At 71.6% G+C, this 25,448-nt stretch carries 26 protein-coding genes; 16 read left to right on the forward strand and 10 right to left on the reverse strand.

Annotated elements, in window-relative coordinates; all coding sequences use genetic code 11:
• Positions 1 to 167: 167 nt before the first annotated feature.
• Together ACQPWW_RS16465 and ACQPWW_RS16470 are read left to right on the forward strand one after the other, a co-directional pair.
• Positions 168 to 1,496, forward strand: a complete 1,329-nt coding sequence (locus tag ACQPWW_RS16465) for a M20/M25/M40 family metallo-hydrolase (RefSeq protein WP_433133667.1) — start codon at positions 168 to 170, stop codon at positions 1,494 to 1,496.
• A 57-nt stretch (positions 1,497 to 1,553) separates the two neighbouring features.
• Positions 1,554 to 2,216 carry a hypothetical protein gene (locus tag ACQPWW_RS16470; RefSeq protein WP_357374921.1) on the forward strand — a complete coding sequence of 221 codons (663 nt, stop codon included), beginning with the start codon at positions 1,554 to 1,556 and terminating at the stop codon, positions 2,214 to 2,216.
• A 46-nt stretch (positions 2,217 to 2,262) separates the two neighbouring features.
• Here ACQPWW_RS16470 and ACQPWW_RS16475 read toward each other — a convergent pair whose 3' ends face one another.
• Positions 2,263 to 2,454 carry a DUF5703 family protein gene (locus tag ACQPWW_RS16475; protein WP_013734349.1) on the reverse strand — a complete coding sequence of 64 codons (192 nt, stop codon included), beginning with the start codon at positions 2,452 to 2,454 and terminating at the stop codon, positions 2,263 to 2,265.
• A gap of 314 nt (positions 2,455 to 2,768) precedes the next feature.
• On the opposite strand from ACQPWW_RS16475, the gene ACQPWW_RS16480 reads away from it, so the two are divergent.
• Genes ACQPWW_RS16480 through ACQPWW_RS16490 form a run of 3 tightly spaced genes read left to right on the forward strand, consistent with a single transcriptional unit; the run spans position 2,769 to position 4,355 of the window.
• Positions 2,769 to 3,008 (forward strand): hypothetical protein, encoded by a 240-nt coding sequence (locus tag ACQPWW_RS16480; protein ID WP_433133669.1) that lies wholly within the window; start codon positions 2,769 to 2,771, stop codon positions 3,006 to 3,008.
• Positions 3,001 to 3,621 carry an RNA polymerase sigma factor gene (locus ACQPWW_RS16485; protein ID WP_433133671.1) on the forward strand — a complete coding sequence of 207 codons (621 nt, stop codon included), beginning with the start codon at positions 3,001 to 3,003 and terminating at the stop codon, positions 3,619 to 3,621. The genes ACQPWW_RS16480 and ACQPWW_RS16485 overlap by 8 nt, the downstream gene beginning before the upstream one ends.
• Positions 3,622 to 3,635: 14 nt before the next feature.
• Positions 3,636 to 4,355 (forward strand): hypothetical protein, encoded by a 720-nt coding sequence (locus ACQPWW_RS16490; RefSeq protein WP_433133673.1) that lies wholly within the window; start codon positions 3,636 to 3,638, stop codon positions 4,353 to 4,355.
• Here the strand turns inward: ACQPWW_RS16490 and ACQPWW_RS16495 are convergent.
• Complete coding sequence (locus ACQPWW_RS16495) at positions 4,306 to 5,154, reverse strand: SseB family protein (protein ID WP_433133675.1); 849 nt, start codon at positions 5,152 to 5,154, stop codon at positions 4,306 to 4,308. The two genes, ACQPWW_RS16490 and ACQPWW_RS16495, sit on opposite strands and share 50 nt — an antisense overlap.
• Positions 5,151 to 5,564, reverse strand: coding sequence for a YbaB/EbfC family nucleoid-associated protein (locus tag ACQPWW_RS16500; protein WP_433133677.1), 414 nt, complete (start codon positions 5,562 to 5,564; stop codon positions 5,151 to 5,153). The genes ACQPWW_RS16495 and ACQPWW_RS16500 overlap by 4 nt, the downstream gene beginning before the upstream one ends.
• Before the next feature lie 93 nt (positions 5,565 to 5,657).
• On the opposite strand from ACQPWW_RS16500, the gene ACQPWW_RS16505 reads away from it, so the two are divergent.
• Genes ACQPWW_RS16505 through ACQPWW_RS16515 form a run of 3 tightly spaced genes read left to right on the forward strand, consistent with a single transcriptional unit; the run spans position 5,658 to position 7,967 of the window.
• A complete protein-coding gene (locus ACQPWW_RS16505; RefSeq protein WP_433133679.1) occupies positions 5,658 to 5,990 on the forward strand; it encodes a hypothetical protein in 333 nt (110 codons plus the stop codon).
• The gene (locus ACQPWW_RS16510; protein WP_433133681.1) at positions 5,987 to 7,048 is read left to right on the forward strand and encodes a WXG100 family type VII secretion target; all 1,062 of its coding nucleotides are present in this window, start codon (positions 5,987 to 5,989) and stop codon (positions 7,046 to 7,048) included. Before ACQPWW_RS16505 ends, ACQPWW_RS16510 begins: the two co-directional genes overlap by 4 nt.
• A 10-nt stretch (positions 7,049 to 7,058) precedes the next feature.
• Complete coding sequence (locus ACQPWW_RS16515; RefSeq protein WP_433133683.1) at positions 7,059 to 7,967, forward strand: hypothetical protein; 909 nt, start codon at positions 7,059 to 7,061, stop codon at positions 7,965 to 7,967.
• Positions 7,968 to 7,980: 13 nt separating this feature from the next.
• Here the strand turns inward: ACQPWW_RS16515 and ACQPWW_RS16520 are convergent, their stop codons facing one another.
• Positions 7,981 to 8,952 carry an aldo/keto reductase gene (locus tag ACQPWW_RS16520; RefSeq protein WP_433133685.1) on the reverse strand — a complete coding sequence of 324 codons (972 nt, stop codon included), beginning with the start codon at positions 8,950 to 8,952 and terminating at the stop codon, positions 7,981 to 7,983.
• A 186-nt stretch (positions 8,953 to 9,138) separates the two neighbouring features.
• Between ACQPWW_RS16520 and ACQPWW_RS16525 the strand changes: the two genes are divergently transcribed.
• From ACQPWW_RS16525 to mshC, 6 genes are all read left to right on the forward strand, one after another.
• Entirely contained in the window at positions 9,139 to 10,191 is a 1,053-nt protein-coding gene (locus ACQPWW_RS16525; RefSeq protein ID WP_433133687.1) for an LLM class F420-dependent oxidoreductase, read from the forward strand.
• Positions 10,188 to 11,024 carry an undecaprenyl-diphosphate phosphatase gene (locus ACQPWW_RS16530; RefSeq protein WP_357254159.1) on the forward strand — a complete coding sequence of 279 codons (837 nt, stop codon included), beginning with the start codon at positions 10,188 to 10,190 and terminating at the stop codon, positions 11,022 to 11,024. Before ACQPWW_RS16525 ends, ACQPWW_RS16530 begins: the two co-directional genes overlap by 4 nt.
• A gap of 146 nt (positions 11,025 to 11,170) precedes the next feature.
• Positions 11,171 to 11,875: an MSMEG_4193 family putative phosphomutase gene (locus tag ACQPWW_RS16535; protein ID WP_433133689.1), complete on the forward strand. Its 705-nt coding sequence runs from the start codon at positions 11,171 to 11,173 to the stop codon at positions 11,873 to 11,875.
• Positions 11,876 to 12,059: 184 nt separating this feature from the next.
• The gene (locus ACQPWW_RS16540; protein WP_433133691.1) at positions 12,060 to 12,644 is read left to right on the forward strand and encodes a DUF3090 domain-containing protein; all 585 of its coding nucleotides are present in this window, start codon (positions 12,060 to 12,062) and stop codon (positions 12,642 to 12,644) included.
• Positions 12,641 to 13,459 carry an SCO1664 family protein gene (locus ACQPWW_RS16545; RefSeq protein ID WP_433133693.1) on the forward strand — a complete coding sequence of 273 codons (819 nt, stop codon included), beginning with the start codon at positions 12,641 to 12,643 and terminating at the stop codon, positions 13,457 to 13,459. Before ACQPWW_RS16540 ends, ACQPWW_RS16545 begins: the two co-directional genes overlap by 4 nt.
• A 66-nt stretch (positions 13,460 to 13,525) precedes the next feature.
• The gene (gene mshC / locus ACQPWW_RS16550) at positions 13,526 to 14,764 is read left to right on the forward strand and encodes a cysteine--1-D-myo-inosityl 2-amino-2-deoxy-alpha-D-glucopyranoside ligase (RefSeq protein WP_433133695.1); all 1,239 of its coding nucleotides are present in this window, start codon (positions 13,526 to 13,528) and stop codon (positions 14,762 to 14,764) included.
• A 605-nt stretch (positions 14,765 to 15,369) separates the two neighbouring features.
• On the opposite strand, the gene ACQPWW_RS16555 is transcribed toward mshC, so the two are convergent.
• Together ACQPWW_RS16555 and ACQPWW_RS16560 are read right to left on the reverse strand one after the other, a co-directional pair.
• Positions 15,370 to 16,161: a GntR family transcriptional regulator gene (locus ACQPWW_RS16555; protein ID WP_433133697.1), complete on the reverse strand. Its 792-nt coding sequence runs from the start codon at positions 16,159 to 16,161 to the stop codon at positions 15,370 to 15,372.
• A gap of 122 nt (positions 16,162 to 16,283) precedes the next feature.
• Positions 16,284 to 17,153 carry a PAC2 family protein gene (locus ACQPWW_RS16560; protein WP_357254177.1) on the reverse strand — a complete coding sequence of 290 codons (870 nt, stop codon included), beginning with the start codon at positions 17,151 to 17,153 and terminating at the stop codon, positions 16,284 to 16,286.
• Between the two features lie 277 nt (positions 17,154 to 17,430).
• On the opposite strand from ACQPWW_RS16560, the gene metH reads away from it, so the two are divergent.
• A complete protein-coding gene (metH, locus tag ACQPWW_RS16565) occupies positions 17,431 to 20,931 on the forward strand; it encodes a methionine synthase (RefSeq protein ID WP_433134383.1) in 3,501 nt (1,166 codons plus the stop codon).
• Between the two features lie 247 nt (positions 20,932 to 21,178).
• Here metH and ACQPWW_RS16570 read toward each other — a convergent pair whose 3' ends face one another.
• A complete protein-coding gene (locus tag ACQPWW_RS16570) occupies positions 21,179 to 21,706 on the reverse strand; it encodes a hypothetical protein (protein ID WP_433133699.1) in 528 nt (175 codons plus the stop codon).
• Positions 21,707 to 22,377: 671 nt separating this feature from the next.
• The gene (locus ACQPWW_RS16575; protein ID WP_433133701.1) at positions 22,378 to 22,992 is read right to left on the reverse strand and encodes a TetR/AcrR family transcriptional regulator; all 615 of its coding nucleotides are present in this window, start codon (positions 22,990 to 22,992) and stop codon (positions 22,378 to 22,380) included.
• 174 nt (positions 22,993 to 23,166) lie between these two features.
• Between ACQPWW_RS16575 and ACQPWW_RS16580 the strand changes: the two genes are divergently transcribed.
• A complete protein-coding gene (locus tag ACQPWW_RS16580) occupies positions 23,167 to 23,979 on the forward strand; it encodes an NAD(P)H-binding protein (protein ID WP_433133703.1) in 813 nt (270 codons plus the stop codon).
• Here the strand turns inward: ACQPWW_RS16580 and ACQPWW_RS16585 are convergent.
• Both ACQPWW_RS16585 and ACQPWW_RS16590 read right to left on the reverse strand, forming a co-directional pair.
• A complete protein-coding gene (locus ACQPWW_RS16585; RefSeq protein ID WP_433133705.1) occupies positions 23,951 to 24,475 on the reverse strand; it encodes a hypothetical protein in 525 nt (174 codons plus the stop codon). The genes ACQPWW_RS16580 and ACQPWW_RS16585 overlap by 29 nt on opposite strands.
• Before the next feature lie 32 nt (positions 24,476 to 24,507).
• The gene (locus ACQPWW_RS16590; protein WP_433133707.1) at positions 24,508 to 25,362 is read right to left on the reverse strand and encodes a sigma-70 family RNA polymerase sigma factor; all 855 of its coding nucleotides are present in this window, start codon (positions 25,360 to 25,362) and stop codon (positions 24,508 to 24,510) included.
• Positions 25,363 to 25,448 lie beyond the last annotated feature (86 nt).

Here is a 25,448-nt window from a genome sequence, read left to right on the forward strand (position 1 = left end):
GCGGGCGGAAGCTCCGGCAGGGATGTGCGGTCGTGGGCGGCGGTACCCGAACCCGGTCCCGGCGAAACCGGGCCCGTCGATGCGAGGGCCCCCCGGACACCGGCGCGCCGGCCCGTCCGCACCGGTGCGCCGGCCGGTCGGCCCGCGCCGACTGGTATGAAGAGGCGATGACGAGCGATGCGGCCTCCGCCCGACCCGACCCCACCGCAGAGGTCGTGGACCTCTGCCGCGACCTGCTGCGCATCGACACCACGAACACGGGGGACAACGACACAAGCGTCGGCGAGCGCCGCGCCGCCGAGTACGTGGCGGAGAAACTCGCCGAGGTGGGCGTGGAGTCCGTCCTGCACGAGTCCGCGCCGGGCCGGTCGAACGTGGTGGCCCGCATCCCCGGCACCGACCCGAGCCGGGGCGCGCTGCTGGTGCACGGCCACCTGGACGTGGTGCCCGCCGACGCCGACGAGTGGTCGGTGCACCCGTTCTCCGGCGAGCTGCGCGACGGTTACCTCTGGGGCCGGGGCGCGATCGACATGAAGGACTTCGACGCGATGGTGCTCGCCGTGGTGCGGCACTGGCAGCGCACCGGCGTCCGGCCACCGCGCGACATCGTGCTCGCGTACACCGCCGACGAGGAGGCGGGCAGCGACTACGGCGCGCGTTTCCTCGTGGAGAACCACAGTGACCTCTTCGACGGCTGCACGGAGGCGATCGGTGAGGTCGGCGGCTTCTCCTACTCGGTGAACGACAGCCAGCGGCTCTACCTCATCGAGACCGCCGAGAAGGGCATCGACTGGCTGCGGCTGCACGCCAAGGGCCGCCCCGGGCACGGCTCGATGGTGCACGACGACAACGCGGTCACCGCGCTCGCCGAGGCGGTCGCCCGGATCGGCCGGCACCGCTTCCCGGTGGTGGTCACCGACACCGTGCGGGCCTTCCTGGAGGAGGTCTCCGACCTGCTCGGCGTCGAACTGGACCCGGACGACCCGGAGACGGCCATCGCCAAACTCGGCCCGATCGCCAACATCATCGGCGCGACCATCCGCAACACCGCCAACCCGACCCGCCTCGGCGCCGGCTACAAGGACAACGTCATCCCCGGCCGGGCCACCGCCACCATCGACTGCCGCAGCCTGCCCGGCCAGTCCGAGCTGCTGGAACGGCAGCTGCGTGAGCTGGTCGGCCCGGACATCGCGATCGAGTACATCCAGCGGCAGCCGGCGCTGGAGACCACCTTCGACGGCGACCTGGTCGAGGCCATGTCGGCAGCGCTGCGCGCCGAGGACCCGGGGGCTCGACCGGTTCCGTACATGCTCTCCGGGGGCACCGACGCCAAGGCGTTCTCCCAGCTCGGCATCCGCTGCTTCGGGTTCGCACCGCTGCGGCTGCCCGCCGACCTGAACTTCTCGGCGTTGTTCCACGGCATCGACGAGCGCGTTCCGGTCGACGGACTACAGTTCGGCGTGCGGGTTCTCGACCGGTTCCTCCGCACCTGCTAGCCGCGCCCGGCGCTGCATCCGGCGCGCGACCTCCCCAACGTGAAGGGACTGCCCCACATGACCGACCAGCACGGTGAGCTGGACGCCGCTCTCGAGCGGGTGATCGAAGCGGCCCGCCACCACCTGGCCGCCGTACGCGCCGCGCAGGGCCGCGTCGACGACGACGACGTCTGGCAGGCCTACGTGGCGTTGAACAACGCCTCCTTCGCGTACGACGAGCGGTTGCTCGACGCCTTCGGCGAGGTGACGCCGTGGGATGTCGACTCGATCGACCCGGACGAGGCCGACGAGCGCTTCGGCGGCCCGGAGGGCTCCGAGGCCAGCGACCCGCACCCCCGGGTGATCTCGGTGCGGCAGCGTCGCGACTACCGGGTGCCGAGTGTCGCCGCGCTGCTGCGGGTGGCCGAGGCGGCCCGCCGCGAGGGCACCCCGGAGGACGACGAGCCGGCGCCGGTGGAGGGTGTCGGCGAGGCGGTCCTGGAGTTGCTGCAGAGCGGCGACGGCTCGCTCGGCGCGCTGGACGTCCCCGAGCTGGAGCCCCTCGACGGGGTGGTGATGGTCAGCGAGGTGGGCACCCCGGTCGACCTGGAGTCGTTCGACGACGACGACGCGGTCGGCCCGTTCCAGCCGGCGGTCGACGACCGGCTGGTCGGCCGGCTCGACGAGCACCCGTTCCTGGAGCTCGACGACGACCACGACCACGCCGGGCACCAGCACTAGGGCCGTTCGACGCCCGGGGTCCACGTGGGCCCCGGGCGTTCGGCCGTCAGTACGACAGACCCGGCTGCGGCTGGTTGACCCGCCGCCGCCGGAGCACCACCTGCCGTGTGCCGTCCCGGTACAGCCGCACCCGGGCCAACTCCCATCCGGAGAACTCCGCCTGGATCGCCAACTGCGCCGCGGCGGTCAACCGGTCGACGTTCGGCGGCAGCCGCAGCGGCGCGTATTCGTAGTCCATGCCATCCATGCTGCCCAGCCCAGCGGGTGTTCGCCACCCCCTCGGGGGTGATCGACGCCGCTGCCGTGGGTGGTTCGTGTCCCGGTGTGCGCGCCCGGGTGGTGTCGCGTGGCGTGCGGCCGGCACCGACACGGACAACTGGCGCTCGCCGCCCATGTCGGCGCGCCGGGGGTGCTGCCACGGCGGTGACCCGCCCCGGCGGGGCGCCGCCGCAAAAAATCTTGGTCACCGCGGTTCACGGTCGGCCCGTCGTGACCCCTCTACCTTGCAGAGCCGCGCGACAGGCGCCGGCCGACGAGAGAAGAGGCCCAGGGTTGGAGATCATCGGCTGGGGGTGGGTCGTCACCGCGGTCGCCGGCAACCTCACAGTGCTGGGGGCGTTGTGGATCCGCGTGCGGTGGCGCGACCAGCAGGAGAAGACCCGGGGTGACGCGCTCGTCGCGATCGCCGAGGCGCTGCCCGGCGGCGGCCGGCTCCGCGACCAGCGCGCCGACGGCTCGTGCCTCACCCTGACGGTGCCCGCCGCCGCGCAGTCGGGGGGTCGCCGTGGATGACCGCACCGCCGACCGGCCCCGGTCGGTGTCCGAGGCGTTTCCCACCCTCGCCAAGGAGATCGCCGAGCAGGTCAAGGCCCTGCTTCCCGGTCCCGACACGTCCACCACGGCCTGGGCGATGGACCGCGACCAGGTCGTCGAGGAGTTCAGCGCCTTCTACCGGGCCTTCGCCACCCGCCTCGCGGGCTGGCTGATCCTGCAGGGCGCCTCCGAGGCCGACGCCTACGACGTGATGCAGGAGACGATGCACAGGGCGTACCGCCACTGGCACACCATCGAGCACCCGAAGGCGTGGGCCAGAGCAACGGCGTCCCGGGCGTACGCCGAACGGTTGGCGCGGCTCGACCCGGTCCCCGTCGAGGAGATCGCCGAGCGCCTGCCGCCGCTGCCCAGCGGGTCGGCTCTCGCCGACCTGACACAGGACGTCCGGGCCGCCCTGCGGCGGCTACCGCCACGGCAGCGGCAGGTGCTCGCCTGGTCGTTCGAGGGTTACACCGCGGCCGAGATCGCCGCGCAGCTGCGGATGACCTCGGAGGCGGTGCGCAGCAGCCGCTACAAGGGCAGGAAGGCGCTCGCAGAGCTGCTCCGGGACGGGGAAGGGGATGCCCGGTGACCGAGGGGGGCACGATGAACACCACGCAGGCGCCGGACGCGCTCACCACGGCCGCCCTGGCCGAGCTCGGCGCTATCCAGCGCCGGCTGGACCAGACCTGGGATCTCGCGGCGGGTCTTCGGGAGATCCTCCTGGAGGAGCCCTACCACCGGTACGTCGAGGAGCAGGGCGCCACGTTCGACGTCGAGGCGGGTCTCGCGGCCATCGTCGGCGCTGACGGGGACGTGCCCGACGGCTGGCTCGCGCTGCGGTACGACGACGACAGGCTGCGCGACACCCTGGGCACGACCGACGAGCGACGCCTGATCGTCCTCGCCCGCCGCCAGCAGGACAACGGGACAACGTTCGAGCGGATTCGGAGGCTGGCGGGTGAGGTCCGCGAGGAGATCGACGCGGTCGTCGACGAGGGCACGCCCGACCACTGGACCAGTGTCTGGCTGGTCAGCGCCCTCACCCGCGCGGAGATTGCCGCGTTGAGCCTGCACCGGTTGGCCGACGATCTGGAATCCAACCGGGTCGGCCTGGCAGCGGCCCTTGCCGTGGTCGCCGACATGGCCAGGCGGATCGGCGACGTCGACGAGGCTCTCGACACGGCCTGGAGGGAGCGCGAGGGCGGCGGTGACCACCCGCGCCGCCAGCGGCTGGCGAAGCTCCGCACCGAGGTGACCGACCTGCGAGGGTCGATCAAGCGACTGTTCGACCTGTCGGACGAGACGGTGGGGGCGCTGCGGTGACCGGCCGGGGCGGATGGCCCTCCGCTCCGGCCGGGAGGTGCCTGTCAACGTTCGCCGTGAGCACTGTCGTCAGCGCCGGCGCGGCCAGGGCGAAGGCCTGAGTCCCGCCCGGGTCGACCACCAGCCCCCACGACGGGTCCGGCCAGTCCTCCAGCAGGTCGGCGCAGGGCAGCGCGACGAACGGCACGCCGTCCCCGGCGAACGCGGCAAGGGCGCCGGGGGAGGTGAAGACCGGCAGCAGTGGCGCGCCGATCGCGTCGCCGACCACCGTCCACGGGAAGTCGGCGTCCGCCGTCGGTGCCCCGGCCAGGGGTACGCACACTGTGGCGTCGGCCAGGGCCGCGAGGTAGCCGGGCAGGTCCCGTCGCTCGACAGCGGCGGCGAGGCGTCCGACCACCGCCGCCTCGGCGGGTGCGGGCCGGGTGACGGTCGGCGGGACCGGCGGTGTCGCCGTGGCGGGTCGCTCGGCCGGTGGTACGACCCGACAGGAGAGCGCACCGGGCCGGTCGGTCAGCACCTCGGCGGCGGTCCGGGCCACGAACACGCTGAGGCGTTCCACCTGCTGCGCGGTGCGCGGCGCCTCGTACCACCAGCTCCCGTCACCGGTCGGGCGGTGCCAGCCGAGCGCGGCCAGGCGTGCCTCGTCGTGGCCCGGGCAGAGCACCCGCACCACCTCGCGGCGCACCAGCAGCCGGATCCCGCGCGGACCGGCGGACAGCTCCAGGTCGGTGTCGCGGTCGCAGCGGGCGACAGTGTCCCGCAGCCGCGCGGCGATCTCCGGCCAGGTCGGCGAGGTCACGCCGGCGGCAGGCGGTCGGTGAGGCGCCCGAGTCGGGCGACGGTGTCCTCCAGCCGCCCCAGCGCGGAGAAGTCGCCGGGCTTGCCGAACAGGTCGGTGAGGTCCGCGCCGATGGCGACCTGCAACCCCTCGGCATGTTCCTCGACGTGCTCGGTGGCGACCGTCCGGGCGTTGCGGTACGCGTCGAGCACCAACTCCGCCAGCCGCTCGGTGCCGACGCGCAGGGCGGCGGGTGCGACGGTGAGGCCGGTCAGCGCGCCGGTGGCGTCGACGGTCGCCGAGACCAGCCCGCTCTCGTCGGCGGCGGTGCCGGACAGCTCGGCCAGGTCGTCGCCCAGGCCCGCGAACCGGCCCTCGATGTCGGCGATCCGCCCGGCGAGCGCGTCGAACGCGGACGTCGGGTCAGTCATGAGAATCCTCCCCAGTGGACTGTGCCACGGGGTGGTGCCCGGTGGCCGGGAGATCGTATCGTCGGTGCGCTCGACTCATGGGGGAGGAACGGCATGCCGCCGGATATCGATGTGGACGTACAGGCGATCCGTCGACTGGAGACAGCCGCCCGACGCCTCGACAGTTCGCTCGCCGGGCTGGAGGGCCAGATCGTCTCGGCGGGCGACGTGCCGTCGGGCGCCTTCGGCCATCTGCCGTTCGCCAGCGACATGCTCCGCTCCACGTACGCCGAGCAGGTCACCGGCGGCACGGAGCTGTTCGGCGCGGCGAGTGCCGCGTTCGGGCGGGTCGCCACCGCTCTGGGCGACACGGTCGAGGCGTACGAGCGCAACGAGCAGGACCTCGACGCCGGGTTCAAGGTCATCCAGTCGGGGCTGCCCGGATGAGCGGGCCGGCCGGCAGCGCCGTCGAGCTGTGGAACGGCCTCGACAACGTGCTCTCCGGCGTGCAGGACGCGGTCGACAGCGTCTGCCGGACCCTGGCCTGGCCGCTCATCCAACTCGTCGACCTGGTCGACGGGGAGCCCGAGGTCCTGCGGGCGAAGGCCGCCGAGTGGGATGCGCTGGCCGCGCAGGTGCGCGACCTGGCGCAGGGGCACCGGGGCGTCCGTGAGTCCGCCCAGGCCGGGTGGCGCTCGCCCGCCGGCACGGCGTACGGCCACCGGCTGGCCGAGGTCGAGCAGCAGCTCCTCGACGTGGCCGGGCAGTTCGCCGCGACCGCCGAATACCTGCGCGGTGTCGCCGACGGCCTGCAGATCGTGCACGACGTGCTCGTCGACATGTGCGTCGAGTTCATCAACTTCCTCCTGGTGACGCTGGTGACGGCGTTGCTGATGGCACCGTTCACGGCCGGTGCGTCGTGGGCGGCCGGCCTGGGGGTCGCCGCGACCCGGGGCCTGATCGTCGTCACCCGGATGTTGAAGGTCATCCGGCCGCTGGCCACGCATCTGCAGAAGGTCATCCGCCTGTTGCAGCGGGTCATGCTGTACCTGCGCAAGCTGCGCACCCACCTCGACAAGTTGGTCGACCTCCAGAAGGGACTGCGCACCGGCCAGAAGTACGCCGACAAGCGGCACGCCGCCGGCAAGGCCGACAAGTGGTTCCACAAGGTCCTCGACCCCACGAAGGGCACCTACAAGCTGGGTAAGTCCGGTTCGCCGTTCGACATGGGCGCGCTGGACCGGGCCGCCGCGCTGCGGGCGCACGGCGTCGCCGACGGCGCCCGGGTGATCGCCCGGGACTGGGCGACCCACCTGCCGTGGAACGTGCCGAACTCGGTCGTCCACGGCGTCACCTGGGGCACTGTCGCCCTCACCAGCGGTCTCTCCGTGCCCGGCGCCGAGCAGATCGGCGACCAGGTCGACAAGGCGGTGCAGGGCGGCGCGGACTGGATCGACAAGAATGTCTTCGGGCAGCCGCCGGCAGATCAGCCGGCGGGCCGCTAGGAGGCGACGGGTGATGTCAGGGGACCGGGGTCGGCTGGGTCGGTTCACCGACGCGGTACTCGGCGGCGCGCGGGCGGCCCGGGACCGGGCCCGCGAGCTGCGCGACGAGTTCCGCACCAGCGACGAGCCGGAGCGCGCCCTGGTGGCGCCGCTGCTGACCGGGCAGGAGCTGCGCTACGTGGGGCTCGGCCCGGTCCGCGCCCCGGACACCCACAAGGCCGGCCGACAGCTCGCCGACGTGATGGGCGACGAGTTGGCCGACTCGCTCGACCCGAAGGTGCTGTTCGGGTTGCTCAACATCGTCAACCCGGTGGTCTGGGTGGACGCGGTGCTGGCGCCGGTCCGGCTGGCGGCGGGCGTGCTGCTGCTGCCCGGCCGCGCGGGCGCGCTCGCCGCCGGTCTGCCGCCGGCGGCCGAGCCGGAGCCGGGCCCACCAGCGCAGCGGGAGCAGCGGGAACCGATCCCGCTCACCGAGGAGCAGGAGGCGTTCCGGGCGCTGTTCCGGCTCAGCCAGTACCGCCCGCTGGCCGACCAGCTCGCCGAGATCGCCTACCGTCGCCGCTACGTCTTCAGCGGTGACCTCGCCACCCTCGCCGGCAGCCTGCTGCTCTTCCTGGAGCGCTACAGCGGCACCCCGTTGGCGGTGACCGACACCCACCTGCACCTGCTGCGGATGGGTCCGCGCCCGGACGCCGACCGGCCGGACCGGCGTCAACCGCGGGTGCTGTGGAGTGTGCGCCGCGACCGGGTGTCCCGGGTCGACTCCGAGCGGGGCGCGAGCGGGCTCGTGCAGCTCACCTCCACCATCGTCTTCGACGACGGCTCGTGGATCCGGCTCACCCAGCCCGCGCTGCGCGACGACCAGTCGCGCTTCCTGACCGCGATCCAGGACCTCCCCGGGCAGCGCCCGACCCCGTGACCCGGCCGGCCGGTCAGCCGTCGCGTTCGGGGTAGCCGAGCGGCACCGCCGAGACGTCGTCCAACGCCGTGGTGATCTCCTCCGGCAGGGTGATCCGTTCCACAGCGAGCGCGCCGAGCAGCTGCCCGACGGTCCGCGCGCCGAGGATCGGCGCGGTCACCCCCGGCCGGTCCCGGATCCAGGCCAACGCCACCTCCAGCGGCGACACCCCCAGGCCGCCGGCCGCGGTGGCCACCGCCTCCACGATGCTGGAACAGCGCGGCTCCAGGTAGGTCGAGACGAACCGCTCGAAGTGCGGCGACGCGGCTCGGGAATCCGCCGGACGGCCGTGCCGGTACTTGCCGGTGAGCACTCCGCGACCCAGCGGTGACCAGGGCAGCAGGCCGAGGCCGAGCGCGTCGCAGGCGGGCAGCACCTCCCGCTCCACGCCCCGCTCCAGCAGCGAGTACTCCACCTGGGACGCGACCACCGGCGCCCGCCCCGGCCAGGCGGTCTGCCAGGCGGCGGCCCGTGCGGTCTGCCAGCCGGAGAAGTTCGACACCCCGACGTAGCGGACCTTGCCGCTGGCCACCGCGTGGTCCAACGCCGCGAGGGTCTCCTCCAGCGGGGTGTCCGGGTCGTACCCGTGCACCTGGAACAGGTCGACGTGGTCGGTGCCGAGCCGGCGCAGCGACGCGTCCAACGTCCGCAGCAGGTGCCCCCGGGACCCGTCGCGGCGGCGGCCACTGCCCGGGCGCAACCCGGCCTTCGTGGCGATCAGCAGCTCGTCGCGGGGCACGAGGGTGCCCAGCAGCGAGCCGATCACCGACTCGGCGTCGCCGTCGCCGTACACGTCGGCGGTGTCGATCAGGTTGCCACCCGCGTCCAGGTAACTCTTCAGCTGGGCGGCCGCGTCGTCGGCGTCGGTGTCCCGGCCCCAGGTCATGGTGCCGAGCGCGAGCCGGGAAACCGCCAGCCCGCTTCGGCCGAGCGGTCGCTGTTGCATGGGTGAACCTTATTTCGAACCTGCCGCCACCGATATCCTCGCTCCCGTATCTCTGCCGGTTCTGCCGGTTCCGCCGCCGTGGGCTGCCCCGATGGAGGGGGTAGCGAAGGTGTCGAGCCGGTGATCGAGTCCGTTTTCGGCATTGCGTAACCTGGTGCGACCTGTGCCACGGATGGGGGAGGACCAGTGCGACTCGGGCTCAGTCTCGGATACCAGACGGCGTGGAGCACACCGGCCGACCACCTGGCCCTGGCCCAGGAGGCGGACCGGCTGGGCTATTCGGTGGTGTGGGCGGCGGAGGCCTACGGCTCCGACTCGCCAAGCATGCTCGCCTGGATGGCCGGCCAGACCGAACGGATCGACGTCGGCGCCGCGGTGATGCAGATCCCCGCCCGTACGCCGGCGGCCACCGCCATGACCGCCGCCACGATCGACGCGCTCTCCGGCGGCCGGTTCCGGCTCGGCCTGGGCGTCTCCGGCCCGCAGGTCTCCGAGGGCTGGCACGGTGTGCGGTTCGCCAAGCCGCTCGCCCGGACCCGCGAGTTCGTCGACATCGTCAAGCTGGCCATCGCCCGCAAGGAGGTGGCGTACGACGGGCAGCACTACACGCTGCCGCTGCCGGACGGCCCCGGCAAGGCGCTGCGGCTGGGCTTCCACCCACCACGCGAACACATACCGATCTACCTGGCGGCGGTCGGCCCGAAGAACCTGGAGTTGGCCGGCGAGATCGCCGACGGCTGGCTGGCCGTGTTCTACGCCCCGGAGTTCGCCGAGGAGCAGCTGGCCTCGGTACGGGCCGGACGGGCCAAGGTCGGCAAGGAGCTGGCCGGGTTCGACGTGGTGCCCTCGGTGCCCGTGGTGATCGGCGACGACGTGGCCTCCTGCGCCGAGTTGGTCCGCTGGTACGCGGCGTTGTACGTGGGCGGCATGGGCAGCCGTGAGCAGAACTTCTACAACCAGCTCGCCACCCGGATGGGGTACGGCGACGCCGCCCGCGACGTGCAGGACCTGTACCTGGCCAAGCGGCAGCGTGACGCCGCCGCCGCCGTACCCATGGAGTTCATCGACCGCACCTCGCTGCTCGGCCCGAAGGAGCGGGTCGCCGAGCGGATGCGGGAGTACGCTGCCGCCGGCGTCACCACGCTGTCGGTGAATCTGTTCGTGGCCGACCGGGACAGTGGTGTGCAGACCCTGCGTACCGTCGCCGAGGCACTTGATCTTTCGGGAGTCGGCGAGTGACCTGGGTTGAGGCCATCGTCCTGGGCATCGTCCAGGGACTGACCGAGTTTCTGCCGGTCAGCTCGTCGGGGCATCTGCGGATCACCTCGGCGATCTTCTTCGACCGGGACGCCGGCGCGTCGTTCACCGCGGTCACCCAGCTCGGCACCGAGGCGGCCGTGCTGATCTACTTCGCGAAGGACATCTGGCGGATCACCCGGACCTGGCTGGTCGGCATCCGCGACACGTCGGTCCGGTCGAGCCTGGACTACCGGATGGGCTGGTACGTGATCGTCGGCTCGATTCCGATCGGGCTGTTCGGTTTCCTGTTCAAGGACCAGATCAAGACCGCCGGGCGCAACCTCTGGGTGGTGGCGACCACGCTCATCGTGTTCGCCTTCGTGCTGGCGTTCGCGGAGTACTGGGGGCGGCAGACCCGCACCCTGGAGAACTTCCGGATGAAGGACGGCATCGTCATGGGCTTCGCCCAGGCCATGGCGCTGGTCCCCGGGGTGTCCCGCTCCGGCGGCACGCTCACCGCCGGCCTGCTGCTGAACCTCACCCGGGAGGCGGCGGCACGGTACTCGTTCCTGCTGGCCATCCCGGCGGTGGTGATGTCCGGCGTGTTCAGCCTCGGGGACGTCTTCGAGCCGTCCGCCCCGGGCACCTCCGTGCCGACCGTGGCCCAGACGATCGTGGCCACCCTCATCGCCTTCGGCATCGGGTACGCGGCCATCGCCTGGTTGCTGCGCTACGTCGCCCACCACACCCTGTACGTCTTCGTGCTGTACCGGGTCGCGCTGGGCACCCTGGTCCTGGCCCTGCTGCTGACGGGCGCGATCGACGCCACCTGACCCACGACCCGCCACCCGCCACCGCCGCCCGTCACGAAATCTTGGACAGTTTCCGTTAGCGGATGACGGAAACTGTCCAAGATCTCGGAGGCTGCTCCGGAACCCGCGCCGTCCCCGGCGCCGGAGACGGGTCATAGGGTGGTCCCGTGGCGATCCTTCTGCTTCTGCGACACGGCCGGACCACGGCGAACGCCGACGGCGGCCTGGCTGGCCGGCAACCGGTCGAGCTGGACGACACCGGGCGCGCCCAGGCCGCCGCGGTGGGCGAGCGGTTGCGGGCGGTGCCGTTGGCCGCCGTGGTGACCAGCCCGCTGATCCGCTGCCGGCAGACCCTGGAGTTGGCGCTTCCGCAGGCCACCCCGGTCGTCGAGGACGGGCTGATCGAGTGTGACTACGGCCACTGGGAGGGTCAGCAGCTCAAGAAGCTCGCCAAGGAGCCGCTCTGGCCGGTGGTCCAGCAGCGACCCAGTGCGGCGGTGTTCCCGGGCGGGGAGGCGATGGCGGACATGGCCGCGCGGGCGGTCGCGGCGGTTCGCTCGTGGGACGCCCGGGTGAGCGCCGAACACGGGCCCGAGGCGGTGTGGCTGGCGTGCAGCCACGGCGATGTGATCAAGGCCATCGTGGCGGACGCGCTGGGCGTACACCTGGATCTCTTTCAGCGGATCGTGGCCGACCCGGCGTCGGTGACCGCGATCCGGTTCACCCCGCTGCGGCCGTTCCTGGTCCGGCTCAACGACACCGGTGGTGATCTCCGCGCCCTGGTGCCGCCACCGCGTAAACGGCGTCGGCAGGCCACCCGCGTGGCCGACTCCGACGCCGCGGTCGGCGGCGGCGCCGGTGCGGCCTCGTGAGGCCGCGGTCGAGCGGCCGGCACGCCGCGACACCTTCGCCTGACGGCCGGCCCAGGTCGACCGAGGCCCGCCGGCGGGCCGCCACGCCCGGCCATCGCCCCTGGTATGCCGGGCGCGCCGCCCCTGGGGCGATTCGGGTCGGTGGGGTGCGCGGTGCCATGGCGGGCCGGATAGGGTCGTGGGTATGACCCACCAGGTGCACGCCTTCGAACCGCCGGAGCGGTTCGTCGCCGGGACTGTCGGGCCGCCGGGGGAGCGCACGTTCTTCCTGCAGGCTCGCGGCGGCGGTCGGCTGGTCAGCGTCGCGCTGGAGAAGGTCCAGGTGTCCCTGCTCGCCGAGAAGCTGGAGGAGCTGCTCACCGAGGCCCAGCGTCGCTTCGGGGTGGATCTGCCCGAGCTGGCGCCGGTGATCGGCGACAACGAGCCGCTGGACACTCCGGTCGACGAGGAGTTCCGGGTCGGGACGCTCGGGCTGGCCTTCGACGTGGACACCGCGACAGTGGTGATCGAGGCGATCGCCGCGGGCGAGGTGGAGCCCGAGGTCGAGCTGGGCGACGCGGACGACGAGGACGAAGACGACGACGAGGACGAAGAGCCGGACGAGGACCTGGACCGGCTCCGGGTCCGGCTCACCCCGCACGCGACCCGCCAGTTCATCGAGCGGGCCCGGCGAGTGGTCAACGCGGGCCGGCCGCCGTGCCCGCTCTGCGGCCAACCGTTGGACCCCGCCGGGCACCTGTGCCCGCGGCACAACGGTTATCACCGGTGACCTCGTCCGGCCTCCAGCCTCGCCAGGACGGCGACGCCGCGCTGCGGCTGCTGCGTGACGGCGCGCTCGACCTGGAGGGTCGGCTGGTCGACGCGTCCAACACGACGCTGCGCGGCATCCTGACCCTGGACGGGGTCACCGCCCGCTGTGTCTACAAGCCGGTCCGGGGCGAGCGCCCGCTCTGGGACTTCCCCGACGGCACCCTGGCCGGCCGGGAGGTCTCGGCGTACCTGGTCTCCCGCGCGACGGGTTGGGACCTAGTGCCGCCCACCGTGCTGCGTGACGGCCCGTTCGGCCCCGGCTCCTGCCAGTTGTGGATCGACGAGCCGGAGGACGCTGAGCCACTTGTCGGGTTCCTGCCGGCCGGGGAGCTACCGCCACGCTGGTTCCCGATCGCCGCGGCCCGCGACGACGACGGCGCCGCGTACGCCCTCGCCCACGCCGACGACCCACGGCTGGCCCGCCTCGCGGTGCTCGACGCGGTGATCAACAACGCGGACCGCAAGGGCGCTCACGTGCTGGTCGGCGACGACGACCGGATCTACGGCGTGGACCACGGGGTGAGCTTCCACGTGGAGGACAAGCTGCGGACGGTGCTCTGGGGCTGGGCCGGCAAGCAGCTGCCCACGGACGCCGTCGAGATGCTCGACGGGCTCGCCGGGCAGCTCGCCGGCGCGCTCGGCGCGGAGTTGGCCGACCACCTCACCATCAGCGAGGTGACCGAGATGGCCGCCCGGATCGACCGGTTGCGCGAGACCTGCCGCTTCCCGCAGCCGCCGGAGGACTGGCCGGCGATCCCCTGGCCGCCCATGTGACAGGTTGTCATCTTGATCACCCGTGGGGCGCTCCGGCGGCGTCGTCGGGCTGGCTAGGCTGAGCCCATGGAGTCTTGGGCGGGACACGAGGTGCCACGGCTGCCGGGCAGGGGCGAGCCACTGGCGTTGTACGACTCGGCGCGGCAGGGTGTCCACCCGAGCGAGCCGGCCGACGCGGGGAGCATGTACGTCTGCGGCATCACCCCGTACGACGCCACCCACCTCGGTCACGCCGCCACCATGATCACGTTTGACCTGGTGCAGCGGATGTGGCGGGACGCCGGCCGCCCGGTGCGCTACGTGCAGAACGTCACCGACATCGACGACCCGCTGCTGGAGCGGGCCGCCCGCGACGGCGAGGACTGGGTGGTCCTGGCGATGCGGGAGACGGCGCTGTTCCGGGAGGACATGGAGGCGCTGCGGATCATCCCGCCGGCGCACTACGTGGGCGCTGTCGAGTCCATCCCGGACATCGCCGACAAGGTCGAGGTGCTGGTCAAGGACGGCGCCGCGTACCGCCTCGACGACGGCACCGGCGACGTCTACTTCGACATCTCCGCCACCGGCCGGTACGGCTACGAGTCGAACCTGACCCGGGAGCAGATGCTGGAGATCTTCCCGGAGCGCGGCGGCGACCCCGACCGGGCCGGTAAGCGCGACCCCCTGGACCCGCTGCTGTGGCGTGGCGCCCGCGAGGGGGAGCCGTCCTGGCCGGGCGGGGAGCTGGGCTCGGGCCGCCCGGGTTGGCACATCGAGTGCGCGGTCATCGCGCTGAACCTGCTCGGTGACCGGATCGACGTGCAGGGCGGCGGCAACGACCTGCTGTTCCCGCACCACGAGGCGTCCGCGGCGCACGCCGAGCGCCTCACCGGTCAGGCGCCGTTCGCCGAGCACTACGTGCACGCCGGGATGATCGGCCTGGACGGCGAGAAGATGTCCAAGTCCCGCGGCAACCTGGTCTTCGTGTCCCGGCTGCGCGCCGACAAGGTCGACCCGATGGCGATCCGGCTGGCGCTGATCTCCGGGCACTACCGCAGCGACCGCACCTGGACCGACGACCTGCTCACCGCCGCGCAGGAGCGGCTGGACCGCTGGCGGCGGGCCGCCGCCGCGCCCGCCGGGCCGTCCGGGGCTGAGCTGCTGGCCGGGGTACGCGAACGCCTGGCCGACGACCTCGACACCCCGGGAGCCCTGGCGGTAGCCGACCGCTGGGCCGAGGCGACCCTCGCCGGCGCGACGGACGACTCCGAGGCGCCCGCCCTCTTCGCGAAGACGGTGGACGCCCTCCTGGGAGTCCGCCTCTAACCGCCAGCCTCGGCAGTGCTCGTGGTCCCACCCGCTCGGCAGGTGCTGGCGCGATTCGGCAGCACCTGCCGAGGGAACCTCTCCGACCGGGCGGGCCTGGCTGTGCTGTGCCCCTGTCGAGCTGCCCCAGCTGTGGGGCGGTGGCCGGCTGTGCGGCGGTGGCCGGCTGTGCGGCGGTGGCCGGATGTGGGCGGTGACCGGATGTGGGGCGGTGGCCGGCTGTGGGCGGTGGCCGGCTGTGGGCGGTGGCCGGCTGTGCGGCGGTGGCCGGCTGTGGGGCGGTGGCCCAATGTGGGGCCGTGGCCGGATGTGCGGCGGTGGCCCAATGTGGCGCCGTGGCCGGATGTGCGGCGGTGGCCCAATGTGGCGCCGTGGCCGGATGTGCGGCGGTGGCCAGCTGTGCGGCGGTGGCCCGATGCGGGGCGGTGGGGAGCCGCGTGGTGATGCGGTCTCCGGTCGAGCGGCCCCCAGGTCGCCTTCGGTCGCTGCGGACCCGATCGTCCGGGTAGCGCTGCCCCATATCTGGGGCAGCTCGACAGGGAACAACTACCAACTCCGTCCTCCGCCGCAGGCTTGCCGCACAGCCCGTCGACCGGTGGGGAGGGTCAGCCGAGGACCAGGCCGGGGTCGGGCTCCGGATCGGGGGTCGGGCCGGGGATCTTGTACTCCTCGGTGAGGGTGGTCATCGGGCCGGGCCAGGTGGCCTGGGCCACCTCGATCGGTTTGCGGTGTGCGTCGTAGGCGACGTGCAGCAGGTGCAGCACCGGGGTGTCCGGCCGGATCTGAAGGGTCTCGGCCTCCTCGCGGCTGGGCTGGCGGGCGCTGATCGTGTCGGTGGCCGAGACGTACCGCCGTCCGAGGGCTTCCTCGGCCTCCTGGTAGAGCGGCCGGCCGAACGCCTCGGCGCGCTCCAGCGAGGTGCCGGCGGTGTCGCGGGGCAGGAACCAGGACGCGCCCATTTCGACGGGGGAGTCGTCGGTGCGCACGAGGTGCCGGCGGCAGAGCAGGCTGGTGCCGTCGGACACGCCGAAGGCGTCGGCGACCTCGGCCGGGGCGGGGGCGTGCCCGACCGAGACGAGTTGTTGGCGGTACCGGGCGGCCAGGTCGGTGTGGTAGCCGCGGAAGCCGCCGTACCGGCCTCGGGAGAGGCGGTTGAGCCGGCGACGGGTGCCCCGGACGTACGTACCGGAGCCGGGCTTGGTGATCAGGATGCCCTCGACCCGCAGCTGGTCGACGGCGCGTTGCACGGTCTGCTTGGCGACGCCGAACATCTCGGCGATGGCCGGGATGGACGGCAGCCGCTCGCCGGGTCCCCAGTCGCCGCGGCGGACCTGGGCCTTGAGCTGCGCGGCGATCTGTCGGTGCGGGAACTCGGCGGCCCCGGGATTGATCTGCACACCCGCCTCCTTGATCACATCTAGGTTCCTAGGATGCCCTACAGGGTGTGACGACGCTACCCCTGACACACGAAAAACGGGCCCCCGGACCACGAAGGTCCGAAGGCCCGCAGCGAACGGTGTTACCAGGAACCGGCGGTGGGGCCGGCGGAGCCGCCCCGGCGGCGCAGGTACTTCTCGAACTCCTGAGCGATCTCGTCACCGGTCAGCGGGGTGATGCCCTCGTCGCCGACCCGTTCCTCCAACTCGCGGACGTACTCGCCGAGCTCGGCGTCCTGCTCGGCGGCGCTGCGCACCCGCTGCTCCCACTCGGCGGACTCCTCGGCCAGGTCGGCCATCGGCACCGGCAGGTCGACGACCTCCTCCACCCGGTGCAGCAGGGCGAGGGTGGCCTTCGGGCAGGGCGGGTTGTTGGCGTAGTGCGGCACGTGCACCCAGAACGAGACGGCATCCACGTCGGCGCGGGTGCAGGCGTCGTGCAGCACGCCGACGATCCCTGTCGGCCCGTCGTAGCGGGTGGGGGTGAGCTGGTAGCGCTCGGCGGCCTGCGCGTCGGAGGCGCTGCCGCTGATCGGCAACGGCCGCGTGTAGGGAACGTCGGCCAGCAACGCGCCGAGCAGCACCACCCGTTCCACCTCGAGGCTGTGGCAGATCTCCAGCACCTGCTCGCAGAACGTCCGCCAGCGCATGCTCGGCTCGATGCCGCGGATCAGCACCACGTCGCGGTCGGTGCCCTCCGGGCTGGCCACCATGAACCGGGTCGTCGGCCACTCCACCCGGCGGGTCTCCCCGTCGGCCATGGTGATGGTGGGCCGGCTGACCTGGAAGTCGTAGAAGTCCTCCGGATCCAACTCGGCGATCTGCCGGGCGTTCCAGACCTGCTCGAGGTGCTCGACGGCGGCGGTGGACGCGTCGGCGGCGTCATTCCAGCCCTCGAACGCGGCGATGGCCACCGGGGACCGCAGCACCGGCAGTCCGTCGAACTCGGTCACGCCGTCACCTCACCCTGCTCGTCGCGGCCGGCGCCGGGATGGCGCCCGGTCGTCATACCGTGGGGCACAGCGGCGTCCCTGTTGTCCTTCACGTCCGTCAGCCTACGTCCCGGGCGGAGGTACGGCCTGTCGGCCGCGCCGGTCGGCCGCTTCGAGGCCCGGTCATACACGAACGGACCGGACAGCGTGATCCCGCTGACACAATCTGGGATCGGGTGCCGAGGGTGGGTGAGCGGGACGGCTGTCGCACTAACCTGGACGGGTGCGGACTTCGTTGATGGATGTGCTGGCTGACCGGATTCTCATCGCCGACGGGGCAATGGGCACGATGTTGCAGGCCGCGGACCTCACACTCGACGACTTCGACGGGCTGGAGGGGTGCAACGAGATCCTCAACGTCACCCGGCCGGACGTGGTGCGCGGGGTGCACGACGCCTACCTGGCCGCCGGCGCGGACTGCGTGGAGACCAACACCTTCGGCGCCAACCTCGCCAACCTCGCCGAGTACGACATCCCGCAGCGCATCCGGGAGCTGTCCGAGGCGGGCGCGCGCATCGCCCGGGAGGCAGCCGACGCGGCCAGCACTCCGCAGCGGCCCCGGTTCGTGCTCGGCTCGATCGGGCCGGGCACCAAGCTGCCCACCCTCGGGCACGCCCCCTACGCGACCCTGCGCGACGCGTACCAGGAGAACGCCGCCGGTCTGATCGTCGGTGGCGCCGACGCGTTGATCATCGAGACCTGTCAGGACCTGCTCCAGGTCAAGGCGGCGGTGGTCGGGTCGAAGCGGGCGATGGCCGAGTTGGGCCAGTCGGTGCCGATCATCTGCCACGTGGCAGTGGAGACCACCGGCACCATGCTCGTCGGCAGCGAGATCGGTGCGGCCCTGGCGGCGATCGAGCCGCTCGGCGTGGACCTGATCGGGCTCAACTGCTCGACCGGCCCGGCCGAGATGAGCGAGCACCTGCGGTACCTGTCGCAGCACTCCCGCATCCCGTTGTCGGTGATGCCGAACGCCGGCCTGCCGGTGCTGACCGCCGACGGGGCGTATTTCCCGCTGACTCCCGTGGAGCTGGGCGAGGCCCTGGAGCGGTTCATCACCGAGTACGGCGTGGGGCTGGTCGGCGGCTGCTGCGGCACCACCCCGGAGCACATCCGGGTGCTGGCCGAGCGGCTGCACGGCGTCTCCGCCCCGGCCCGCGAGCCGCGGCACGAGGCGGGCGTCTCCTCGGTGTACCACCCGGTGCCGTTCGCCCAGGACGCGTCGGTGCTGATGGTGGGGGAGCGGACAAACGCCAACGGGTCGAAGGCGTTCCGCGAGGCGATGCTCGCCGGCGACTGGCGGGCCTGTGTGGAGATCGCCCGCAGTCAGGCGCGCGACGGCTCGCACCTGCTCGACCTGTGCGTGGACTACGTCGGCCGCGACGGCACGCAGGACATGCGGGAGCTGGCCGGGCGGTTCGCCACCGCGTCGACGCTGCCGATCATGCTGGACTCCACCGAGCCGGCGGTCGTCGAGGCGGGGCTGGAGATGCTCGGCGGGCGGTGCGTTGTCAACTCGGTGAACTTCGAGGACGGTGACGGCCCCGACTCCCGCTACGCGCGGGTGATGCCGATCGTCCGTGAGCACGGCGCGGCGGTGGTGGCGCTGCTCATCGACGAGGAGGGGCAGGCGCGTACCCAGGAGTGGAAGGTGCGGGTCGCGGCGCGGCTCATCGACGATCTGACCGGCCGGTGGGGCCTGGACCGCGCCGACATCCTGATCGACGCGTTGACGTTCCCGATCGCCACCGGGCAGGAGGAGACCCGCCGCGACGGCCTCGAGACGATCGAGGCGATCCGGGAGATCACCCGCCGCTACCCGGGGGTCAACTTCACGCTGGGCATCTCGAACATCTCCTTCGGGCTCAACCCGGCGGCCCGGCAGGTGCTCAACTCGGTGTTCCTGCACGAGTGCGTGCAGGCCGGCCTGACGTCGGCGATCGTGCACGCCAGCAAGATCCTGCCGATGTCGAAGATCCCCGACGAGCAGCGCGAGGTCGCCCTCGACCTGGTGTACGACCGGCGGCGCGAGGGGTACGACCCGGTGCAGCGCTTCCTGGAGCTGTTCGAGGGCGTCGACGTGACGAGCGCCCGCGCCAGCCGCGCCCAGGAGTTGGCCGCGCTACCGCTGGACGAGCGGCTCAAGCGGCGGATCATCGACGGTGAGCGCAACGGCCTGGAGGCCGACCTGGACGAGGCGATGGCCGGTGGCCGGTCCCCGCTGTCGATCATCAACGACATCCTGCTGGACGGCATGAAGGTGGTCGGTGAGCTGTTCGGCTCGGGCCAGATGCAGTTGCCGTTCGTGCTCCAGTCCGCCGAGGTGATGAAGACCGCGGTGGCCTACCTGGAGCCGCACATGGAGACAGTGGACGACGGCGGCAAGGGTCGCATCGTGCTCGCCACCGTGCGCGGCGACGTGCACGACATCGGCAAGAACCTTGTCGACATCATCCTGTCCAACAACGGCTACGAGGTGGTGAACATCGGCATCAAGCAGCCGATCAACGCCATCCTGGACGCCGCCGAGCAGCACCGCGCCGACGCGATCGGCATGTCCGGGCTGCTGGTCAAGAGCACCGTCATCATGAAGGAGAACCTGGCCGAGATGGCCACGCGCGGGGTCGCCGAGCGCTGGCCCGTCCTGCTGGGCGGCGCGGCGCTGACCCGCGCGTACGTCGAGGACGACCTGCGGTCGATGTTCCCCGGGCAGGTGCACTACGCGCGGGACGCCTTCGAGGGGCTGTCCCTCATGGACAAGGTGATGACCGCCAAGCGTGGTGGGGCGCCGGTGATCGACCCGGAGCGGGAGGCGGCCCTGGCGGCCCGTCGGGCCCGGCGGGAACGGCAGCGGTCGATGGTCAGCGAGTCGCTGCCGGAGCTGCACGACTCCTCGGTCCGTTCCGACGTCGCCGTCGACGTGGAGGTGCCCACTCCGCCGTTCTTCGGCACCCGGGTGGTCAAGGGTGTGCCGATGGCCGAGTACGCGGCGTTGCTCGACGAGCGGGCCACGTTCCGCGGGCAGTGGGGGCTCAACGGCGCCCGGGGCAGCAACGGCCCCTCCTACGACGAGCTGGTGGAGACGGAAGGTCGACCGCGCCTGCGGTACTGGTTGGACCGGCTGATCGCCGACCAGGTGTTGGAGGCAGCCGTGGTGTACGGCTACTTTCCCGCGTACTCCGAAGGCAATGACCTGGTGGTGCTCGACGAGAACGGGCACGCGGAGCGCGCCCGGTTCTCGTTCCCCCGGCAGCGCCAGGAGCGACGGCTCTGCCTGGCGGACTTCTTCAAGCCCAGGGGCGACCAGCTCGATGTGGTCGCGCTGCAACTGGTCACCGTCGGGCAACCCGTCAGCGAGTACGCGGCGAAGCTGTTCGCCCGCAACGAGTACCGCGACTACCTCGAGGTGCACGGGCTGTCCGTGCAGCTCACCGAAGCGCTCGCCGAGTACTGGCACCGGCGCATCCGGGCCGAGATGACCCTGCCCGACGGCCGCCCGCTGGGCCACGGCGACCCGACGGACCTGGCCGGAATCCTGCGCAACGACTACCGGGGCTGCCGGTACGCGTTCGGCTACCCGGCCTGCCCCGACCTGGAGGACCGGGCCAAGATCGTGGATCTGCTCGGGTCGGAGCGGATCGGCGTGGAGTTGTCCGAGGAGTTCCAGTTGATGCCGGAGCAGGCCACCGACGCGATAGTGGTCCACCACCCGGAGGCCAGCTACTTCAACGCCAAATAGTGGCAGCCGCTCGCCGATCGTCTCGCCCAGGGCAGCGCTGCGGCTGCAACACCTATCTGACACCCCGGATCCGCGTACGGCCCGCCAGGATCGCACCTGGCGGGCCGTACGTCGTGCTGGGTCATCAGCTGGCATCGGGGTGCTTCTGTCGCATCCCGGTTTCACACCCGGCGGCCGATGCGCCACCGCTTGCCAATGTTCCTGCACCACCAGCAGCGCTGGGAGTGCTTCGGGTTGCCGCCGGGAATCACTCGGGGATGATGAATTGGGCGGTGCTGGTGGTGTCGTAATTGACGCCGTTCTTCTCGGCGTGGTGGATGCAGTTGATCGTGACCGTGCGGGACTGGACGGGAACGCCGGTGACCGGGACGGTCGGAGACCAGAAGGTCACGTCAACGAGGGCGCCGTTGTTCTCGGAGTCATAGTCGTGGGTGGAGTAGCTGAGCACTGTGGCGGAACACCGGACGTTGATGTAGTTGGCGTCCACCCGGTCGTTGCCCCAGGTGGCGAGCCGGGAGTATCCGCGGACCTTTATGCCACCCTGACGCAGTGGCCAGCTTCCTTCGTGTCCGGTGTCTTCCAGCTGGATGACGCCCTGCAGGTTGTAGGTCGGGGTGGGTGGGGTGCCGCCGCCGCCCTCACCGCCGCCGCCACCGCCGCATTCCGAATCGATGGGGCACTCGGGGACCCACGCCTGCGCCGGCAAGGCGTTCACGCCGATGAACGCGAAACAGGCCAGCAGGGCGACCCCCAGCGTGGAAGCGCGTCTAAGCACGTCATCTCCTGTCAGCAGACCCCCGGGTAAATCACCCAGGGCGTGCGATTGGACGCGTAGAGTATGGCCGCAGGATCAGGGAGCGCGATAGGCATTGCGCGGTACGGCGCGGCAGACTGCCCCTTGTTCGCTCATCGGATGTCGTCGGACTTGCCCTTGCCGGTCAAAAGGATCTCGGCACGCCTCGATCGTTGTGCGACGTCGTCCTTTGTAGGAAACGGCGTCCGTCGAATCACCAGTTCTTTCATCGGCGCGTGTCGCACAGTGGGCGCAATGGCCTGAGGTGGCCGGATGATCCGGCTCTCTCTTGAAGAGAGTTCCGGGTATGGGTTGGTCGAGCGTCTCGCAAGCTGGGCCCGATCGATGAGTTTAGTTCGGTCGATCGGGGTGGCGGGCAACCTCGCGGACGGTGGTGATCAGGGCGGTGCCGGCTGCGGTGGCGATGCCTCGGCTCTGGTAGAGCGGTCAGGATCCCGTGCGCCACGCTCCCGCGGCACGCGGAGAAACGTGCCCCATGGGTGTAGCCCTTGCCGTCTGCGGTGGGGACCCACCCGTGAACGGTCAGCCGGACATACGCCAGGAGGCGAGTGCCACAGGCCAGCCGACCTCACTCCGTTCACGGCGAAGCGGCTGTGAATCGGGTCGGCGAACTTACTGCGGCGTCAGCGGGGCTAGGAGCTGCCCGTCCCATGACGTAGTTGGGCGAAGGCCCGGTCCGCGTCGGCGACTGCCTCGGGCTGGACATCGTGTGCGGTCCGCCCGTCTGCGATCTTCTGCCAGTTGGTCCGGGCCAGTACGCGTTGAACCGCGATCACCTGGGCGGCTTGTAGTCGGGCCCCGATGCCTCGGTCGAGGACGGCGGCCAGCGCGTCCTCGTCGTCGAGCATGTACTGCATGAGCCGTCCAGCCAGGCTCGGTGTGGTGAACACCAGTCGGTGAAACGCCACCACCTCGGGATGATCGTTGAGGCCGGTGACCGGCTCGAAGCGATCGAGACCGGCCCGGAAGCGCCGGTGCAACGCCGTCATCGGTGCCATGTCGGGCTGGCGGTCGCGTACCACGCGTGCGGGCTCGCCCTGGTGGTCCGCGAACCGGTGCAGGATCAGGTCTTCCTTCGTCGCGAAGTAGCGGAACAGGGTCGGCTTCGACACCTCGGCCGTCGCGGCGATGTCGGACACGGACACCTGGTCGAAGCCGTGCGCCAGGAACAGCGAGATCGCCGCGTCAGCGATCACGTCCCGGGTTCGCGCCTTCTTGCGGGCCCGCAGCCCGACCGGTTCGATCACCCTGCCAAGGTAACATCCATTACCGGGTTGCATTTTTAACTCGGTAACGATTTTATGGGACCATGAAACAGACAGACAACCGCCGCACCCCGCCAACGATGGCGAGGCTGCCATGACGCCTGTTGACGTACCTCCGTGCTCGTCACCGGGGCGACCGGCCGGGTCGGACGCTCCGTGATCGACCTGCTGACCGACACGGGCGTGCCGGTCCGCGCCCTCGTGCGCCGCTCCGAGGCGGCGGCGACGTTGCCCACCAACATCGAGATCGTCACCGGCGATCTCACCGTGCCCGAATCACTCGACGCCGCGATGCACGCCGTCAGTACGGTCTTCCTGGTCTGGACCGCCCCGCCGCAGACCGCGGCGGCCGTCGTCGACCGGCTGGCCGCCCACGCACAGCGGGTCGTCTACCTGTCCGCCCCGCACCCGTTCTTCCGGCAACCGAACCCGATGGCGGCGCTGCACGCCGAGATCGAGCGGCTCATCGCCGGTACCGGACTCGACTCGACGATCATCCGGCCGGGAATGTTCGCGTCGAACACCCTGCTCTGGTGGGCCGCCGCGATCCGTGCCGACAGCCCGGTCCGGTGGCCGTACGGCGCGGCCGAGACGGCCCCCATCGACGATCGAGACGTGGCGGCGGTTGTCGCACGGACGCTGCACGAGGACGGACACGCCGGCGGCGACTACGTCCTGACCGGCCCCGAGTCCCTCAGTCAGGCCGAACAGGTAGGCATCATCGGAGACGTCCTGGGCCGCCCGATCGTGTTCGAGGATCTGCCGCCCGACGAGTTCCGGCGCGAGACCCCGGAAGCCGCGCGCCCGGCGGTGGACATGCTCCTGGCCGCATGGAACGCCGCGATGGGACAGCCGGCGTACGTCACCTCCACGGTGGCCGACATCCTCGGAACGTCACCGCGAACGTTCCGGCAGTGGGTCGCCGACCACGCCACAGCGTTCACCGAGGACCCCCACCCGACACACTGAACAATTCGCAACAGCGACGGCAATCACGGCGCCTGTGCGCGGGCGGGGGCCCCGAACGGGACCTCAGAGCACGTCGACTGGCAGCGTCGAGCGGTGGGCGGATGGCGTTCGCTCCGATCAGGAGCAGATGCGGCAGCAGGGCTGCGGCGCGCGCCCGGGTCGGGTCGGGCACAGCGCGGTTCCAGAGGGTCTCGAGGAAAGTGAGCCGTGCGCTGTCGACGCGCTCGACCACGGCACGCGCACCGTCGTTCCCGATCGCCCACGCCCGCAGCGCCCGATCCAGCTCGGCGTCGAACAGCTCGTCGAGCCGCGAGGGAGGGGCCCGCAGGGCGTCGACCGGATCGACGGTCGCGAGCTCGTCTGACAGCCCATGGAGCAGAGTGACTTGGAACGACCCCTTCGTCAGGCCGAGGCGGGCAGCCAGGCGGTCGATCCGCAGACCCGCCGGTCCCTCGTCGGTCCTGCGCTCGGCCGGCTCGATGGCCTGCGTGGGCACAGCTGTCACTCTGATCCTGAGCGGACTGAGAATCACGCACCCGAGGCAGCGGGGAGGGACACGGTGCCGCGCTGGTAGGGGGTGATGTCGATGCTCATGACGAGGCCGTCGCGGACGCCGATCCGGATCAATGCGAACGGGTGCCCACCAGGGGCGATCACTGCGGCCGGGTGACCCTCAACGAGGACCGGGGCGGCGGCGGCGATGCGGTCCACGAACGCCCTGGTCTCCTCCGCGACCGCCCAAGCGCCCCGGACGACAGGCGCGGCGCCGTCCGCGAGGAATTCGAGGTCGGCCGTGCGGACGACGTCAGGCGCCAGGAGCGTGACGAGCCGAGCGATGTCGCCGCCACGCGCCGCGGCGAGGAACGCGTCGATGATCTCCATCTGGTGGGCGGACCTCGGCAGGTCGACCGCGCGAGCGTCCCTGAGCCGGATCCGCGCTCGACTCGCGAGCTTCTTCGCCGCGGCCACCGTCGTGTCGAGCACGGGCGCGATCTCGTCGAACGGGACGGCGAAGAGGTCATGCAGCACGTAGGCCACCCGCTGCGGGGGAGACAGTTCGTCGAGCACGACCAGCAGCGCCCGGGAGACGTCCTCACGGCGGACGAACGCCTCGTCGGCTGCGAGCTGCTCGCCGGGGATGTCGTCGGCCTTGAGCGGGACCTCGTGTCGGCGATGGCGGGCGCGAAGCTGGTCGAAGCACAGGCGTGCCGTCACCGTGGTGAGCCAGCCCTCGGGGTTGACCAGTTGCGCGCGGTCGGCCGACCGCGCGCGCAGCCAGGCGGCCTGCACCGCGTCTTCGGCATCGTTATGTGAGCCGACGATGCGATAGGCCAACGACATCAGTCGGGCCCTCGAAGCCTCGAAGTGTTCGACGAGTTCCACGTCTGGTCACCTTTCGTGCGTGCTGGGCGTCAGAAGGGGCGAGAGACCACAACCTGATGAACCCGCGCACGTGGAGGCACCTATGA

Source organism: Micromonospora sp. CA-240977 (genome assembly GCF_050942285.1).
Lineage (GTDB): Bacteria > Actinomycetota > Actinomycetes > Mycobacteriales > Micromonosporaceae > Micromonospora.